Annotated in this window: 13 protein-coding genes; 7 read left to right on the top strand and 6 right to left on the bottom strand. The window is 66.6% G+C overall.

What is annotated here, in order from left to right; all coding sequences use genetic code 11:
- Positions 1-444: 444 nt before the first annotated feature.
- Positions 445-1962 (top strand): alpha/beta hydrolase, encoded by a 1518-nt coding sequence (locus K7711_RS09635; RefSeq protein WP_222967126.1) that lies wholly within the window; start codon positions 445-447, stop codon positions 1960-1962.
- 72 nt (positions 1963-2034) lie between these two features.
- Positions 2035-3165 carry a serine hydrolase domain-containing protein gene (locus K7711_RS09640; RefSeq protein ID WP_235746983.1) on the top strand — a complete coding sequence of 377 codons (1131 nt, stop codon included), beginning with the start codon at positions 2035-2037 and terminating at the stop codon, positions 3163-3165.
- A gap of 40 nt (positions 3166-3205) precedes the next feature.
- Here the strand turns inward: K7711_RS09640 and K7711_RS09645 are convergent, their stop codons facing one another.
- From K7711_RS09645 to K7711_RS09655, 3 genes are all read right to left on the bottom strand, one after another.
- Entirely contained in the window at positions 3206-3976 is a 771-nt protein-coding gene (locus tag K7711_RS09645) for an aspartate racemase/maleate isomerase family protein (RefSeq protein ID WP_222967128.1), read from the bottom strand.
- A gap of 180 nt (positions 3977-4156) precedes the next feature.
- Positions 4157-5392 (bottom strand): DUF1254 domain-containing protein, encoded by a 1236-nt coding sequence (locus K7711_RS09650; RefSeq protein ID WP_222967130.1) that lies wholly within the window; start codon positions 5390-5392, stop codon positions 4157-4159.
- Positions 5393-5500: 108 nt separating this feature from the next.
- Positions 5501-6967: a DUF1254 domain-containing protein gene (locus K7711_RS09655; RefSeq protein WP_235746984.1), complete on the bottom strand. Its 1467-nt coding sequence runs from the start codon at positions 6965-6967 to the stop codon at positions 5501-5503.
- A 749-nt stretch (positions 6968-7716) separates the two neighbouring features.
- On the opposite strand from K7711_RS09655, the gene K7711_RS09660 reads away from it, so the two are divergent.
- From K7711_RS09660 to K7711_RS09680, 5 genes are all read left to right on the top strand, one after another.
- Entirely contained in the window at positions 7717-8655 is a 939-nt protein-coding gene (locus K7711_RS09660; RefSeq protein WP_222967132.1) for a TauD/TfdA dioxygenase family protein, read from the top strand.
- A 144-nt stretch (positions 8656-8799) separates the two neighbouring features.
- Entirely contained in the window at positions 8800-9447 is a 648-nt protein-coding gene (locus K7711_RS09665) for an ABC transporter permease (protein WP_222967140.1), read from the top strand.
- Positions 9444-10778, top strand: coding sequence for an ABC transporter ATP-binding protein (locus K7711_RS09670; protein ID WP_222967149.1), 1335 nt, complete (start codon positions 9444-9446; stop codon positions 10776-10778). Before K7711_RS09665 ends, K7711_RS09670 begins: the two co-directional genes overlap by 4 nt.
- On the top strand, positions 10775-11512 hold the full coding sequence (locus tag K7711_RS09675; RefSeq protein ID WP_222967151.1) for an ABC transporter permease: 738 nt from the start codon (positions 10775-10777) through the stop codon (positions 11510-11512). Before K7711_RS09670 ends, K7711_RS09675 begins: the two co-directional genes overlap by 4 nt.
- A gap of 44 nt (positions 11513-11556) precedes the next feature.
- Positions 11557-12495, top strand: coding sequence for a glycine betaine ABC transporter substrate-binding protein (locus tag K7711_RS09680; protein ID WP_222969200.1), 939 nt, complete (start codon positions 11557-11559; stop codon positions 12493-12495).
- 185 nt (positions 12496-12680) lie between these two features.
- On the opposite strand, the gene K7711_RS09685 is transcribed toward K7711_RS09680, so the two are convergent.
- The 3 genes from K7711_RS09685 to K7711_RS09695 form a co-directional block, all read right to left on the bottom strand.
- Positions 12681-14849: an acyltransferase family protein gene (locus K7711_RS09685; RefSeq protein WP_222967153.1), complete on the bottom strand. Its 2169-nt coding sequence runs from the start codon at positions 14847-14849 to the stop codon at positions 12681-12683.
- A 224-nt stretch (positions 14850-15073) separates the two neighbouring features.
- Positions 15074-15985 (bottom strand): TIGR03564 family F420-dependent LLM class oxidoreductase, encoded by a 912-nt coding sequence (locus K7711_RS09690; RefSeq protein WP_222967155.1) that lies wholly within the window; start codon positions 15983-15985, stop codon positions 15074-15076.
- A gap of 153 nt (positions 15986-16138) precedes the next feature.
- On the bottom strand, positions 16139-16942 hold the full coding sequence (locus K7711_RS09695; protein WP_222967165.1) for a TetR/AcrR family transcriptional regulator: 804 nt from the start codon (positions 16940-16942) through the stop codon (positions 16139-16141).
- Between the last annotated feature and the right edge of the window lie 39 nt (positions 16943-16981).

Below are 16981 nucleotides of genomic sequence, written 5' to 3' on the forward strand. Positions count from 1 at the left end.
TCTCCCGCGTCCGCCTGTCCGACGGGCAGGCTCTGTGTACCTGCACCGATCCTGGGACGCGAAATCACGGTAGCATAACAATTCGAATTCTGATCGGAAAAGTTTCAGCGGCTATCGGGGTGGTCGGACCGGCGGGGAGAAATTTCGCCGCGCTAAGCTGATGGCGTCGGAGATGCCTTTCCTGAACATGGTGGGCAATTGTCCAGCGTACCTTGCTATTACAAGCTCCCGTGATCCATGCATGTTCGCTGTCTTGTTGAAACATCATGATCAGAGCCGTAACCATGGCGTAATGGGGCAGATGTGGAAGATGTGACTATAAATCTCAACTCGACGGAGCCGGTCTCAGCAAACGTCAGTAGGGTGCTGTTTCGAGACCTCGGAAATGGCTTGTGCGGAATCAGGGATGTGCACCGGAGGTTGCGAGCAGGAGATGCGATGCGGATGCGATGGGTTCGATGGCTGGTACTGGGCGTCATATCGGCCGCCGCATTCACCACCGTGCCGGTCGGAGCGGCGAGCGCCGATCCGGTCGAGGACATTCCGAGCGGGCTGGCCTCGTTCTATCACCAACAGCTGCACTGGAAACCGTGTAACGACGCGTCGCTCGACCGTGCGGGGGCGCAGTGCGCGGGCGTCGTCGTACCGCTCGACTACAACCGGCCGGGCGCGCGCACGCTGACCGTGGCGATCTCGCGGATCCCGGCCACCGACCCGGCCCGCCGACGCGGGGTCATGCTGTCCAACCCGGGCGGTCCCGGCGGTCCGGGCCTGGGCATGATGGCCGATCTCCGGGATCGATTCAGCCCCGATGTGCGCGCCCGCTACGACATGATCGGCATGGACCCGCGCGGTATCGGCAGATCGGACCGGATGAACTGTGTGCTGCCGCTGCCCACCATGCTGTTCTCGGCGGGTTTCGACGCCTTCGGCTACGCGCGCGACGCGAGCCTGGCGGCCGCGTTCGCCGCTTCCTGTCTCGCGCCCGATCCCGAGAAGGCCCGGTTCATCACCACCCGCAACACCGCCCGGGACATGGATGTCATCCGCGGTGCGTTGGGTGAGCCCAAGATCAACTATTTCGGCGACTCCTACGGCACCTACCTGGGCGCGGTGTACACCCAGATGTTCCCTCGGCACACTGACCGGATCGTGCTGGACAGCGCCCTGGACCCGGACCGCTACTGGCTCGGCGCGTACCAGGACATGGGCCCGATCAACGAGGCCGCGCTCGACGACTGGGCGAACTGGGCGGCCGAGCGCGACGCCGACTACCACTTCGGTCGCACCGCACCGCAGGTTCGAGCCTTCGTCGAGGACATGATCCGACGTGCCGCCGCACATCCGGTCATCGGCAGCGGCTATCTCATCGACGAACACACCGTGCCGATGATGCTGCTGTCGCTGTTGTCGAATCCGCGCAAGAACCCCGACCTCGCCGCGGTCGTGCGGACCATATCCGACGGAGTATCCGGGCTGCCGATCGATATGGAACAGCTGAAGGCGAAGATCAGCGGACCCGTTCCGCTGGAGGCCGCGGGTATGGCCGCGGTCCAGTGCGGTGACAAGGCCGCCCCCCGGGATCTGGGCTGGTATCAGCGCAACATCGACAGTGTGCGGGCGACCCAACCGGTATTCGGCGCGTTCGCCAACAACATCACCGCCTGCGCGTTCTGGCCGGACCCGATCGAGCCACCCACCGTGGTGCGTAACTCGACACCGGCGCTGATCCTGCAGGCGACCCGCGACACTCGCACCGCCTACCCGGAAGCCGTCGCACTGCACCACGATCTCACCGCGTCACGAATGGTCACCCTCGCGGACACCCGCGTGCACGGCGTCCTGCACTCCGACCTGAGCCGGTGCGTGAACGACATCGTCGATGCCTATCTGCTTGACGGCACCCTCCCCGGCGCCGACCGGACCTGCGAACGTGACCCGCAGTATCGCTTCGAGTACTGATCGACCGAAGGTTGTTCGCACCCGGTGCTCCGGTCCGATGTGTTCGCGGCCCCAGGTTCCTAAACTCGGATCATGGGTATGCGAGCCCTGGCCCTCTCGATCTGCGCACTCGTAGCGCTCCTATCGGCCTGCACGATGCACCCGGCCGAGCCGGTGGCTGTCCCGTCGGATGCCCTCGCCCGCGCCGAGAGGGTGCGCGGCGACCTCGACGCGATCGTCCGCTCGGGCGCTGTCGGGGCCATTGCCACGCTCAGCGAAAACGGCGCGTCCACCGTCGTGACGTCCGGTCGCGCCGATATCGCCACGGGTGCCGTGATCCCTACCGATCGTCCCGAGCATGTCCGGATCGGCAGTATCACCAAGACCTTCACCGCCGCGATCGTGCTGCAACTGGCGGCCGAGCACCGGCTCGACCTCGACAAGCCGATCGAGACGTATCTCCCCGGTCTGCTTGCCGGTGACGGCGTGGACGGACACGTCATCACCGTCCGCGAGATCCTGGGTCATCGAAGCGGACTGCCCCAACCGCCCGACTCGGCGCAGACCAACGACTACGAGGCGGCGCGCCTCGGCCGCACCTTCACTCCGGCACAGTTGATCGCATTCGCCCTGCGGTATCCCGCAGAGTTCGCCCCCGGCGCCCGATTCGAATACGCGAACACCAACTACATCGTCGCCGGCATGCTGATCGAGGCGGTGACCGGACACCGCTACGCCGATGAACTCCGCCATCGCATCCTCGATCGGCTGGACCTGCCCGGCACCTACCTGCCGGCCACCGGTGAAACCGGTCTGCGCGACCCACATCCGACCGGCTACGGCACCGTGGACGGCATCGTCACCGACCAGACGCGCATCGAGCCGTCGCTGTCGTGGTCCGCCGGCGCGCTGGTCAGCACGGGCGCCGACCTGAACCGGTTCTTTACCGCCGTGTTGGCCGGACGGGTGGTGCCACGGCCCCAACTACGACAGATGCTCGACGGGACCGATATGGGCCACGGTGACGGCATGTCCTACGGGCTCGGCATCGCATACACCCAATTATCCTGCGGCGCACAGTATGTCGGTCACCTCGGCGACATTCGCGGCTTCTCCGCCATCTCCGGCGCCACCGCGGCCGGTCGCGCGGTCACCATCTCCTACACCGGCACACCCGCGGCTGTGGACGTCCGCAGCGTGCTCGCCCACGCACTGTGCGGGTGAGCGCTAGGACGCCTCCCGACCCCATCGGACTTATCCGCGATCAACGGCCGGTGCTGCCCGGGGAGAACAGCGGCCCCGCGTCCGGCGCGACGGGACGCAGGTCCAGGAGTTGGGCCGCGGCCCACAGCGTGACCTGGGTGGCGGTCAGTACCGGGCATCCGGCGGTTCGTTCGAGATCTGCGGTGAGCCGCTCGGCATGAAGTGCGGTCTCGGGCAACAGGATCGCCTGCGCCCGGGGATCCGCGGCCCGCGCCACGAGATCCGTGATCTGCCCCGGTGACCAGGCCGCCAGGTCGCGATCCGAGCGGGCCGAAGCGTCCACGCGCCGCACCACCTGTGCACCGGCCTCCTGGACGCGCTCGACGAAGTGGCCGGACAGCTCGGCGTGGTAGACCGAGGCCAGGGAGACGGTGTCGAGCGACAGGCGGCGGATCGCGCGCTGGTACGCATCGGTCGTGCTGGTGGCCGGGCATCGCGCGATGCGCTCGATGGTCCGGATCTGCTGGTCCACGGCCTCGGCCCCGTCCAGGAAGCTGGAACTGGTGACCGCGAATGCGACGGCGTCGAGGGTGCGGCCGTGCAGGGCGCCGGGCAGGACCTGTTCGAGGTGCGCCGCCGATCCGAGCCGCCGCAGCGCATCGATGACCTGCTCGACGTCGAGTGTGGCCAGATCGTCCACGTCGTGCGGCCACGGGATGTAGACGATCTCGAGGCGGAGTACCGGGTCGAGCCGGGCGGCGAGATCGGCGAAATCGTCCTCGCCCGCGTCGGGGGTGGGATACAGCAGGCCCACCACCGGTTCCCTGCCCATGGGGTACGTTCTTCTCTGGGGTCTCGGAGAGATGATGCCCGGCTCTGCGAACATAGTTGCAGCTCAGTGGCTTTCGTGGAAACTGTAGCAGATCGCCACATGTGTGGTGGAGGAACTGGCGCCGATGGCGTCGATGGTGCAAGGTAGGCGGATCCCCGCTGCGGGGGAACTGTGCGGCGGCTACACCTCGAATGTCGGCATCGGATATTTGCCGTCGCGGATGTCTTGGTTGGGGCCGTACATGCGCAGGATCAGGTAGCTGTCCTTGGTTGGGATGGGCAGGTAGTTCGGGTCGTCAGCGTGGGTTTCCGCATTCGAGCCCAGCTCGAGGGTGTAGTAGCCGTCCCGGTCGGGGACCAGGGTGCGGTCGCCGCGGCTATGGCGGTTGAGAGCGTTCTGGGCCATGAGGCGGTTGTCGCAGCTGTAGACGGTGAACGACCAGAATTCGCTGACCGGTGGGGGCAGGAAACGGGCATGGTAGGTCTTGCCGCCGGATCCGTTGAGGGGTAGCCGGTCCGAGCCGGTCTCGACTTTCAGATACACCGATTCGACCGGGGGTAGTCCCCACTGACCGAGGAAGGTGCCCTCGGCGAAAATGTCGCGTGGGGTGTTCTGCAGGTCGGCGCGGGTGCCCAGGAGTTGTTCGCTGCTGGTCATCTGCGGGGCGAGTTCGCGGATGCGGGCTATGCCCAGGCGCTGGCCGCGTTCGGCGGCGTCGTATTGGTCGGGTGTGAAATCGGTTGTGCCGGGCGCTGGTCCGAGATCGCGGTAGCGGGACAGCCAGCTCGCGTCGGTGCTCGCCATCACGCCGAGAGTCAAGGCGAAGTCGACGCGTTGCAGCCAGTTCGTCGAGGCCGGGTCGGGGTAGCTGCGGGTGATCGGGGCCGGGCCTGGAACTCCGAGAAACCCGGACAGGGTTTCGATCGTCCACCGGTCCTGCAACCCGCGGGCGATCGCGAGGTCGTTGCCGCCGATGGTCATGATGCGGCCCATGACTTTGATCAGGTCCGACTCCGAGCGCACGACCTCGTCGATACCGTCGGGCACGGTGTCGTTCCATGCGCTGCCCGCGAACAGGAACCGGCCGCCACGGGTGCCGCGGGTGCGGGATCCGATCATGGCGTTGGTGTAGTGGCCCAGGTCCATGGTGTGCAGGATCCAGTAGCGGCCGGGGTCGAAGTCCGGAATGGTGACCACGACCGGTTCGGCGCCGACGTCGAACCAGCCTTGCAGGTGCAGAGTGTCGTTGTTGATCGTCGGGTGCGCGGTGTAGGTGTCATCGGCCAGATCACGCAGCAGCTGGAACCGGTTCAGCGCGACGCCAGGCTGGATTGTCGTCTCGTAGAGGAACTTGTACGCCTCATCGATCGAGTACCCGTACAGATACGCATCGCGCGCGAGTTCATCGGAAATCACCCCGGGATCACCTCCGGTGTCATCGAACGGCCTGCCTGCCAGGACGGTCCCGGTCGGCCCCCGGCACCGAAGCGGCCAGGGTGGCGAACGGGCATGGCTTGCAGGTGTTCATGGTTGTTGACGGACCGGTGGTGGCGTCCAGTCGCCGTTGTTGACTTCGGGTTTGGGCCAGTAGGTGCGGACGGTGAGTTCGAACTCGTCCAATGGTGCTGGTAGCCAGTTGGATTCGCGGTCTGTGCCGGGTGATCGGTGTTGGATGTGGATAGTCAGGGAGCCGTCGGGGTCCAGTTGCATGGTTTTGTTCTTGGTTCCCAGGGAGTAGCGGCCCAGGTCGTTGGGGGCGAAGAAGTGCTGCGGGTTGTAGAGGGTCAGTGACCAGAACCCGTCGACGGGTGGTATCTGCCCGGCGGGGAAGGTGATCGTGTAGTCGTTGTTGCCGTCGAGTCGTTGCCCGGTGCCGTCGCATTCGAGGAAGAAATAGCGGGTTTCCTCGGGCTGATTGACGTACATGTTCGACTTGGCGGTGGCTGTCCGGGTGAGGTAATCCAAGCCCCAGCGCGCCACGTTCGGCGGGGTGTTCCAGCCGCCGGGCAGGCGCCGCCCATTGGTGTGAAATTCGAACAGCGGTGCGATGACCTCGGTTTCGGTTTCGGCGGCGGCTTGTGCGATGGCTGTGGCGATGTCGGGGTCCGCGGCGGCGGCGGCCAGCAACGCCCGGGTCATGGCGTATCGGGATTCCTCACCCGGCAGCGCGGGAACTCGGTCGAGGATCTCGGGGAGCTCATCGAAGAAGGTGCCGGGGTCGACCCAGTGTGTCTCACCTGTGGTCGTCTCCGCGGCGGGGAAGTGCGGGATGGTGCGCCAGTCGACGGTTCTGGCCTGGCCGGTATAGGTGCTCAGGGGGTAGACGACGACCTGGTTCAGGGTGCTCTGGATGGCCTCGCGGTCGGTGTCGGTGTCGTCGAGGAATACTCGGGGGCCGATCGCGACCAGCTCGGTGGGTGCGCGCAGCACACCGGAGATCCCGTCGGGCACCTCGCCGTCCCACTGGGGTCCGATGATGAGGTAGTTACCGGGTTCGGTGCCATATTGGCGTCCCAATCGGGAGAATTCCTCGCTGCGGGCGTCATAGACGGCGTAGACCCAGAACCGGTCACCGAAGTCGGGCACCTGCAGCACGACCGGGTCGTCATCGACCGCGCCATAGCCGAAGCCGTAGACGACGTCCTGATTCGGGTGGGCAACCCAGCGTTGAGCCGGGTCGATATACCCGGTCAACATCGCCGTATGCCCCAGCGGAGCTGCGGGCAGGATGCCACCGACAAGCCCGGGCTCGGGTGCGGACGCGAAAGACGCACGACGGTGGAAAGCGTTGACGACCGGCCACCCCCACACGTAGACGTCCCGCGCGAGCAATCTGGCGAACTCGGTCGTCATCACCGTATCGACAGGCACACCACCCAGGTCCCGAGCGCCCTGTGGTGCCGGCTGCTGGAAGAGGCTGTCGCGGTCCGTCCGGGCGGCCGGTGTCGTGCGGGACGATACGGTCGAACTGGTGCCGCTGAGTTGCGTCATGACACGAAACTCCCTTGTCGGGCCGGGATGACGATGGTGCCACTGCGGTCGATTCGTGGTGCCGGCGCCGACAAAGGCACCCGGGCGAGGCGGTCGAACAAATCACGCGAACGTGCGCACAAAGACCCGGGTTGCGATCCGAGCCCGTTCCGCCCGAGTTCGGTTACCTGACTCCGGCTTCCGCGCGCCACACCCAAGGATCGAACACAGCCCACCCAACGATTCTTAACTAATAGTTAGCCAAGCTGAGGCGGAACAGGCAAATACATGCGATGAACTGCGGGTAATCAGATCGCTGAAACAGTGGCTACACGGTGCGGCCCGTCGACGCGATTCGCGGGTTCCGCCGAGCAAAAACCCAGCCCTTCGCAGGCGCCGGCATCGCGCGCCGCCCGCCCGAAACGCAACTCCCTCGAGAACCGGTGCGCGACAGGCACCACGTCATACCCCGCACCGTCCGATAGCAACCACCCGACGGCATCCGCACCAGAAACGCTCGCACTCGCCCTGCGCATCGGCAACACGGAGCCGCAGAGCTACACACCCCAAAGAGCCATGCAAAACCTCGCCGGAGTGGCGCTGACACGACGATCAGCAACAGTTCCGGACCCCCGGAGAATCGCATGCCAACCCGGAACGCCCGCCCGACGGCGGGAGTGTTCGGATCCCGGTGACCGTAATGCTGGTCCGGGCGAGCCGCGGGTGGTTTCCTCTGATCCGATCCCGAGGTTCGAGCGAAAGGCCACACCATGCCCGTCGACGACACAGCCGGCAGCCGGACCGGCGTGCAGGTGGTCAAGCTCGGTGCGCACATCGGCGCTCGCATCGAGGGGGTGCGGCTGGGCGGCGAGCTCGGCCCGGCCACCGTGGCGCGCATCCGCGCGGCACTGCACGAGCACAAGGTGATCTTCTTCCGCGGCCAGCAGCAGCTCAGCGAGGACGGACAGTACGAGTTCGCGCAGTTGCTGGGCGAGCCGACCACCCCGCATCCGACCGTCACCTCCACCGGCGCCAAGAGCCTGGCCATCGATTCGCGTTTCGGCCGGTCCAACAGCTGGCACACCGACGTCACGTTCGTCGACCGGGTGCCGAAGGCTTCTGTGCTGCGGGCGGTTTCGCTGCCCTCCTACGGCGGCTCGACCACCTGGGCCTCGACGGTGGCGGCGTACGAGTCGCTGCCCGCACCGCTGCAGCGGCTGGCCGAGAGCCTGCGCGCGCGCCACAACAACCTGTACGACTACGCGGCCACTGCCGAGGAACACCCGGACGAGACCGTGCGCGAGTATCGCCGCGAATTCGAATCCACCTACTTCGAGGCCGAACATCCGGTGGTGGAGGTGCATCCGGAGACCGGTGAACGCGCTCTGCTGCTGGGCGGTTTCGCACAGCGCATCGTCGGGGTCTCCGGCGCGGAATCCGCTGCGCTGCTGCGGCTTTTCCAGGATCGGGTGACCCGGTTGGAGCACACCGTGCGCTGGGACTGGTCGCTGGGCGATGTCGCGATCTGGGACAACCGTGCCACTCAGCACTACGCCGTGGACGATTACGACGGCAGCGAGCAGCGCAGGCTGACGCGCATCACGCTCGCCGGCGCGGTTCCCGTCGGTGTGGACGGCGTGCCGAGCGCTGTGATCGCGGGCGATGCCGGGCATTACTCCTCGGTCGCTCCACTGACCCGCGCGGCTTGAGTGGTTACCGTGAGTGCGGCGAATCGCCTGGAATGCCTTGTACACCCATTCCCGGGCGTGATCGAGTAGTCTTCGACGACCTGCGGGTCGGGTGACAGGCGCAGGTAACGACCGGCCGATGCGCGGCCGACGAGGGGAATTCCGTTGAATTTGTGGAACTATGTGCGAGGGCGGGGCGAGTTTCTGGCATTCCTGACGTATCAGCATGCCTCCCTGGCATTTCAGACCGTTCTGGTCGGGACCGTGGTCGCGGTGCTGATCGCGGTCGCGGTCTATCGGCTGCCGCTGGTGGCGGCGCTGTCGCTGACCTCGAGCCGGGTCGCGCTGACGATTCCGTCCCTGGCGCTGCTGGCTCTGCTGCTGGTGCCGTTCGGGCTCGGGGTGACGCCCTCGTTCCTGATGCTGGCCTTCTTCGCCGCGCTCCCGGTGATCGGCAACGCGATCGTGGGCCTGCGCTCGGTACCGGCCTCGGTGGTGGAATCCGCACAGGGGATCGGCTTTTCGCGATGGCGGATCCTGCTGACCGTGGAGTTGCCGATCGCGTGGCCGGTGATCCTGACCGGGATCCGGGTCTCGACGCAGATGATCGTCGGCGTGGCCGCCATCGTCGCCTACGTGCTGGGCCCGGGTCTGGGCTCGCTGATCTTCAACGGCCTGTCCCGGCTCGGCGGCGCGAACGCCCTCGAAATGGCTTTGACCGGAACCATTCTCATCGTCCTGATCGCGTTGGTCTTCGACGCGTTGCTCGTCCTGCTCGGACGGCTCACGATCGCAAAGGGATTGTCGTCATGACCGACGAGGTGACCACACCGCCCGCTCCGAATGGCCAGGAGCGCACCGTGACCGGCGTGTCCATCACGCTGGACTCGGTCGTCAAGCGGTACAGGGGCCAGGACACACCGGCGGTCGAACGCCTGGACCTCGAGATCGACGCGGGCCATATCGTCGCGTTCGTCGGCCCATCGGGATGCGGCAAGACGACCACGCTGAAGATGATCAACCGGCTGATCGAGCCGACCGAGGGCCGCATCCTGATCGGCGGGCGCGATGTGACCAAGGAACCTCCGGACAAGTTGCGCCAATCCATCGGCTACGTCATCCAGTCCGGGGGGCTGTTCCCGCACTGGACGGTCGCGAAGAACGTCGGGGCGATCCCGCGCGTGCTCGGGTGGGATCGCAAGCGCATCGCCGAGCGCACCGAATATCTGCTCGATCTGGTCGGGCTGGACCCGAAGACGTTCGCCGATCGGCTGCCCAAGGACATGTCCGGCGGGCAGCAGCAACGCGTGGGTGTCGCGCGGGCGCTGGCCGCGGACCCGCCGGTGCTGCTGATGGACGAGCCGTTCGGCGCGGTCGACCCGATCACGCGAGTTCGCTTGCAGGACAGCCTGATCGCGATTCAGCACGAACTCGGCAAGACCATCGTGATCGTCACCCACGATTTCGAGGAGGCCACCAAACTCGGTGACAAGGTGCTGATCCTGTCCGAGGGTGGGCACATCGAGCAGTACGCGCGCCCGGAGGAGATTCTCACCAGTCCCGCCACGCCGTTCGTGCAGGAATTCGTCGGATCCGGTGCGAAGCTGGCCTATCTGACCGTGCAGCGGGTGCGGGACGTCGACTCCGACGCAGTGGTCACCGCGCGGATCGGTGAACCCTCGCAGCCGGTGATCGATCGCGCGAAGGCGGCCGGGCACAGCTGGGTGGTCGTGGTCGACGAGGCCGGGCGGCCGCGCTCGTGGCCCACGCTCGAGGAGGTGGCCAGCAAGCCGGAGGTGTCGGACTATCTGGATCGGCGGCTGCCGGTGATCGCGCGGTCCTCGACCCTCAACGATGCGCTCGATGCCATGCTCGCCGCCAGTCAGGGCGCCGCGCTGGTGACCGACGGTCGCGGGGCGGTGGTCGGTTCGCTGAGCATCGGGTCGGTCACCGAGACCATCCAGGCCAAGCTCGCCGACGTGCGGTCCGACGAGCAGGAGCCCTCCTACGAAACGTACGTCGACGGCACCGATCCCGCGCCGACGCCGGTCGTGGCCGCCGAGGACGAGCCCGGAACCGTAGCGCAGGACGAGCCCGGAACGGCGGCCGAAGACGAGCCCGGAACGGCGGCGGAGGTGTCATGAACCGGCTGCGCCGCGTCCCGCTCGACGTGTGGTTCGAGCCGGTCGTGATTCTCGTCATCGGGATCGGATATTTCCTCTGGTACCGGTCCACGACCTTGACCGCCACGGAGCAGGCGTCGCTGGGCTGGGGCAATCTGCAGACCACGATCCTGTCGCACATCAAACTGACCGTGGTCGCCACGCTGATCGTGGTGGTCGTGGCGATTCCGCTGGGTATCGTGCTGACCCGTCCCGGGGTGAAACGATTCGAGCCGATCGCGGTCAATATTGCCAATATCGGCCAGGCCGCGCCCGCGGTCGGCCTGCTGGTGCTGTTCACGTTCTGGCTGGGCACCGGATTCCGCACGGCGATCGTGGGTTTGGTCGTCTACGCGATCCTGCCGATCCTGCAGAACACGATCGTCGGGCTCCGTCAGGTCGATCAGCGCACGATCGAGGCGTCGCGCGGCATCGGATTCTCCGCCGCGCGAACGCTTTTCCAGGTCGAGCTGCCGCTGGCGGTGCCGGTGATCCTCAACGGCGTGCGCACCGCGCTGGTGATCCTGGTGGGCACCGCGACACTGAGTACGTTCATCGGCGCGACGAGCCTGGGCACCTTGATCACGACCGGGGTGACGTTGTTCCTGCCCAAACTGCTCGTCTCAGGGGCGATTCTGGTCGGCTTGCTGGCGCTGATCATCGACTGGCTCGGACGTCTGGTCGAGCTGGCCGCGACCCCGCGGGGTGTGTCGTGAGGCCGCCGTGGGGTCGCGTGGCGACCGCGGTGTCCGCGCTGGTCATGACGATATCGATGCTGACCGGATGTGGTCTGGTCAGTTCCTCGGGGACGTTCCACCACACCACGCTGCCCGGCGGGGCGCAGCCGCTGGCGGGTGCGAAGGTCGTGGTGACCTCCAAGAGCTTCACCGAGGGCGTGCTGCTGGGCAAGATCACCGCGACCTACCTGGCCGCGGCGGGCGCACACGTGACGGACCTGACCGGCGCGCCCGGTTCGGCGTCCTCGCGCCAGGCGCAGCTCAACGGCGACGCCGACATCCTGTGGGAGTACACCGGCACCGGATGGGTGAACTACCACAACGAAACCGAGACCATCTCCGACCCGCACGAGCTGTGGGTGCGGGTGCACGACATCGAGAAGCGCGACCACAACCTCGAGTGGCTGTCACCGGCGAACTTCAACGACACCTACGCATTCGGCGTCTCCACCCCGACCGCGGAACGCTTGAAGGTCAAGTCGCTGTCGGATGTGGCCGCCCTGCCGGTCCAGGATCGCACCTTCTGCGTCGACGACGAATTCTTCAGCCGCTCCGACGGTTTCATCCCGATGCTGCAGAAGTACGGCATCCCGTACAACACCCCCGACGGTGTGCCCTCCGGCAATGTGACCCGCATGGACGCCGGCGTCGTCTACACCGCGACCGCCAAGAGCGCTCCCTGCAACTTCGGCATGATCTACACCACCGACGGCCGGGTGAAGAATCTGAAACTCGTTGTGCTGGATGACGACAAGAAGTTCTTCCTGCCCTACAGCGGCACCGCGGTGGTCCGCGGAGTCGTCCTGGACCGCTACCCGCAGCTGCGGCCACTGCTGGCCACGATCTCCGAACGCCTGACCAACGATCTGATGCAGGAGCTCAACGGACGCGTCGACATCGAGGGGCAGGACCCCGCCGATGTGGCGTACGACTGGCTGAAGAGCCAGAAGCTGGTCGAGTAGCCGACGATTGCGGTGCGGGGCACCGGTTGTCGATCCACAGTGCCCGTGCGCTTGCATCTGGAATGGAAACACGCAGGCGCGCAGCTGAATCCGATCCTGCTTCTGCCAGGCATTCCTGGATCATGCTGTGCGGCAACCGCAATTCGCGCGCCCGGACGGACATACACGCCTGACCTACGGCCCACTCATCTGTGGGCGAGGGCGCGGTCGATGAGAGCGCCGATCGCGGGTTCGAGTGTCTGGGCGTAGCTGACCGTGAGGTGATTGTCGTCGCGGAAGACCAGGGTGTTGCCGACGATGACGGGGCAGCGGACCGCGGTGCAGAACATCGGAGTGAGGTCGGCGTACTGGCCGCCGCCGCGCGTGGCAGCTGCCTGTTCGGCCGAGATTCCTGGATCGTTCACCCCCAGCGGGCGAGTGGGCGCGCATGCTGTGGCGTCGTCGATGTGTTCGGACAGGCACGTCGGCACCGTGCCGTGTGGGTCGGGGATGGGGCCGAGCACGAGGACGGCCGAGCCGATCGCGCGTAGCTGGGCGACCAGGCGGTTCAGGGCATCGACCCAGGCGCGGTCGTAGGAGACGAAGCCGAAGTCGCCGCCGTAGCGCCGGGACATGCCCACCACGATCAAGCGCGGGTGTTCGATGCGCAGCCGACCGAGGACCTCGCCGCGCCACTGCTCGCATTCGGTGTACTCGCGGCCGAGATAGGGGCTGGTGATGGGCAGGTCCAGCAGTGGGCAGGTGACCTTGGACATCGTTTCCAGCCGCCAGTGCCGCGCCGCGGCGATCGGCTCGAGCGCCGGATTCCACATGGCCGCATGGGAATCGCCCACCAAGGCCACCGTGGTGGGCGAGGCCGGATCGCCCGAGGCGCACTCGCCCTGGCCCACTTCACGCCACGAACGCACACAACCATTGCCGAACACGTCGGCCTTGTCGCCGGGCGCGTTGCCGAGTGAAGGGGTGAGATTCCTTGGTATGGAATGTATTTCGGCCGAGGCGGCGACCGCGGACTGCGCTTGTGTCATCAGCTGCCGGACCGCCTCGTCACGTGGGTCGACGACGGGCGCGGCCGACACCCGGGGTGCGGCCAGGACGAGGGACGGCGCCGCCTTGCCGTGCCCGACCGGGGTGGGAACGAGCATGAGCGCTACGAGCGCCACACACGTGGCGGCCGCGGTGCACGCGCCGCCGCAGGCGAGGCTGCGCACGGCCGAGTTCCGCAGCGGAGCGGCGAAGCGGACCGGATTCTCTACAATCCACTGGGTGAGCATGGCGAGCCCGCCCGCCATCCCGACCGCGCCGATCGCGCCGACTCGACCGAGCGAGTGGCCGAGCACGTGCGGCGCCAGCAGCAGCACCGGCCAGTGCCACAGGTACCAGGTGTAGGACAAACCGCCGATCGCCCGCACCCCGCCTCGGGTCAGCACGCGGTCGACCCCGAAACGTGTTTCGGTGCAACCGGATACGATCATCAGGGCCGTCCCGATGACGGGCACCAGAGCCGCGCTGCCGGGATATGGTGTCCGGCCGTCGAAATGGACGCAGGCCACGACGACCATGACCAGACCGAGCCATCCGGCAAGCGCGGCCACCGATTTCGGCAACCGCGACCACACGCCGACCGAGAGCGCCACCAGGCCGCCGATGGCCAACTCCCACGCTCGGGCGGGCAGCGAGAAGAACGCCCACGGCGGCAGTGTGCGGGTCCAGATCAGTGAGGTCGCGAACGAGAGAGGGGCGACCACCGTCAGGACGATCAGATACGGACGCGGCGTGGTCGATCCGCTGCGGCGGCGTCGCACCAGCCACGCTGTCGCGATGACCAGCACCGGCCAGACCAGATAGAACTGTTCTTCCACGCCGAGCGACCAGAAGTGTTCGAACGGCGACGGGGGCGCGTCCGCGGCGAGGTAATCGGTGCCGCGCAGGGCGAGTCGATTGTTCCCGACGTACAACGCGCTGGCGATCGCGTCGCCGAGGACCTGGCGAGCCTGCAGCGGCGGCAGCAGCACGGCCGCGCCGATCGCGGTGCTGACCACCACGAGCCCCGCGGCGGGCAGCAGCCGGCGAGCGCGCGCGCCGTAGAACCGGGCCAGCTCGACGGTGCCGGTGGCGGTGGCCTCCCGGCACAGAATTCCGGTGATCAGAAAGCCGGATATCACGAAAAAGACATCCACGCCGACAAATCCGCCGCCGCACCCCGGCATTCCCGCATGGAATAGCACCACGGCAACGACGGCCACCGCTCGCAAACCTTCGATATCGGGCCGAAATCCCGCCCGGGGCTGCGACGCATCGTTACCTCGGTCTGCCTGCGGAGTTGGCAATTCGCCTACGGCCGTGTCCGTCATGAGCAGCATTGTGGTTGATCGATTCTGCCCTGGCGTGACGACGTGCCGGATCGGCCGATGACGATTTCGCGATGCCCTGTACGCCATTTATGGTCGAATTCAGCAATTCATGCCATGAGTGGTGCTGAAATAGAGCAATTAGCCTCTGTCGCCGGGCTTTCCGTGAAACTACATTCCGGCGCGAAGTGCAACTGTCGCAGGTGGATCTGCCCGTGGCGAGCCGACTACCGGTGTGCGAGTTCGCCGAGCAGCTTCCAGGTCCGGCGCTGGTCGTCGGGGCCTGCCAGGTCGGTCGAGGTGAGTACCACCTCGGTGGCGCCCGCGTCGAAGTAACGCTGGATTTCCGCGGCGACAGTTTCTTCGGTGCCGATGACGGCCAGGTCGGCGGCTCGTGTCGCGCCCTCGAGCTCGATGACCCTGCGGTAGGACGGCACCTGCTCATAGAACGCCAGCTGTTCGACAGCCTTGGCGCGCGTGCCCTCGATGTCCGAGGTCACCACGCCCGGCACGAAAGCGACGATGCGCGGTGCGGTTCCGGCGGACTTGCTGACCGCGGGAACGATGTGCTCGCCGAGCGTCTTCGGCCCTGCCAGATACGGCAGGATGCCGTCGGCGAGTTCGCCGCTGACCCGCAGAGCCTGCGGCCCCATGGCGGCCACCAGTACCGGAACCCGTGGTTGCGCCCCGGCCAGGGCGGTCGGCAGGGGCGGTGTGACGGTGAACAGTTCGCCGTGGAAATCAGCGGTCCCGGTGTCGAGGAGTTCCCGTAGGCCGGTGAGGAATTCGCGCAGCCGGGCAATCGGCCGGTCGAACGGCAGGCCGAAAGCGCTTGCGGCGAGCGCCGATCCGAGGGCCAGGCCGAGGTGGTACCGGCCGTTCGTGGCGGCCTGCGCGGTCTGGGCCTGCGCGGCGATCAGCAGCGGATGGCGTCCGATCACCGGAATCGCCGAGGTGCCGACCTGTAATTCGGGCACCTCCCGGCCCACTATCGCGGCCAGCGACGGTGAGTCGTAGTCCATTCGCTGCCCGAACCACACCGAACCCACGCCGCTGTCCGCGACAGCTCGCGCCTGCTGCACGACCTCGTCGACATAATTGGTGACAGGCGTATGGGCGAGGGCTACTCCGAGTGTCATGTCCGGATCAACAGTGTCCGATGCGTGACATATTCCGCTGCGGCGGGACAGTTTTCACGACCGAGTCTGTTCCGTGGCCGCCTCGAAGAAATACATTCATATCGAGTAGAACTCTGGATGATTCCGGCGAATCGGCCCGAATTCCGCCCGCGGCTATTTCGCCCCGGCAGCGCGGCGTGGCGTCGACTTCTTCGCAGCGCGCGTCTTGGGTGCGGTGGTCTTGCGGGCGGTGGCCTTCTTCACGGTGCGCGGCGATCCGGATCCGATCAGGCGATCGGCGTGGTCGAGGATGCAATCGAGACCGTATTCGAAATTGCGGTCGTCTGGTGCGCCGCTGTGCAGGCCACGCTCGGCGGCCTCGGCCAGCAGCGGGGTCGTGGCCGCGGAGATGGCCAGATTGTCGTAGTAGGCGCTCGCGCCGGATCCGGACTCCGCGTTCTTATCCGAGAGTCGTTGCAGGACAACGCATCCGCGGACATGCAGTTGGATCGCCGAATAGGTGTCCACGGCATCCTCGAGGGCGAATCCGGCTTCCACGAGGGTTGCGATGACCTGCTCGGTCTGCTGCGCGCCCAGTTGCGCGGCCTGCGGACTCAGCTGGGACCGGATCAAGATCAGATCGCACAGGATGGGGTTGGCCAGGAAGGTCGTGCGCATGGTGCGGGCGTGCTCGCGCAGCGAACCGCGCCAGTCCTCGGCGTCCACGAAGCGGGTGACGAAGCTCGCGTACCGGCGCAGGGCGCGGTCGGTCATGGCGTTGAGCAGGTCGTCCTTCTTGCGGAAATACCAGTAGATGCTGGTCACGCCGACATCGAGGTGTTTGCCGAGCATCGGCATGCTCATATTGTCCAGCGACACTTCCTCGGCAAGCTCGAACGCGGCATCGAGAATGTCCTCGGGGTTGAGGGATCCGCGCTCGCGCCGCGGGCGTTTGTCCGCGGTTGCCTGCTTGGCCATCTGTGCGACCACCTCCGTGATCCTCGCTTGGACGCAGGC

Source organism: Nocardia coffeae (assembly GCF_019890715.1).
In the GTDB taxonomy this organism is placed as follows: domain Bacteria; phylum Actinomycetota; class Actinomycetes; order Mycobacteriales; family Mycobacteriaceae; genus Nocardia; species Nocardia jiangxiensis.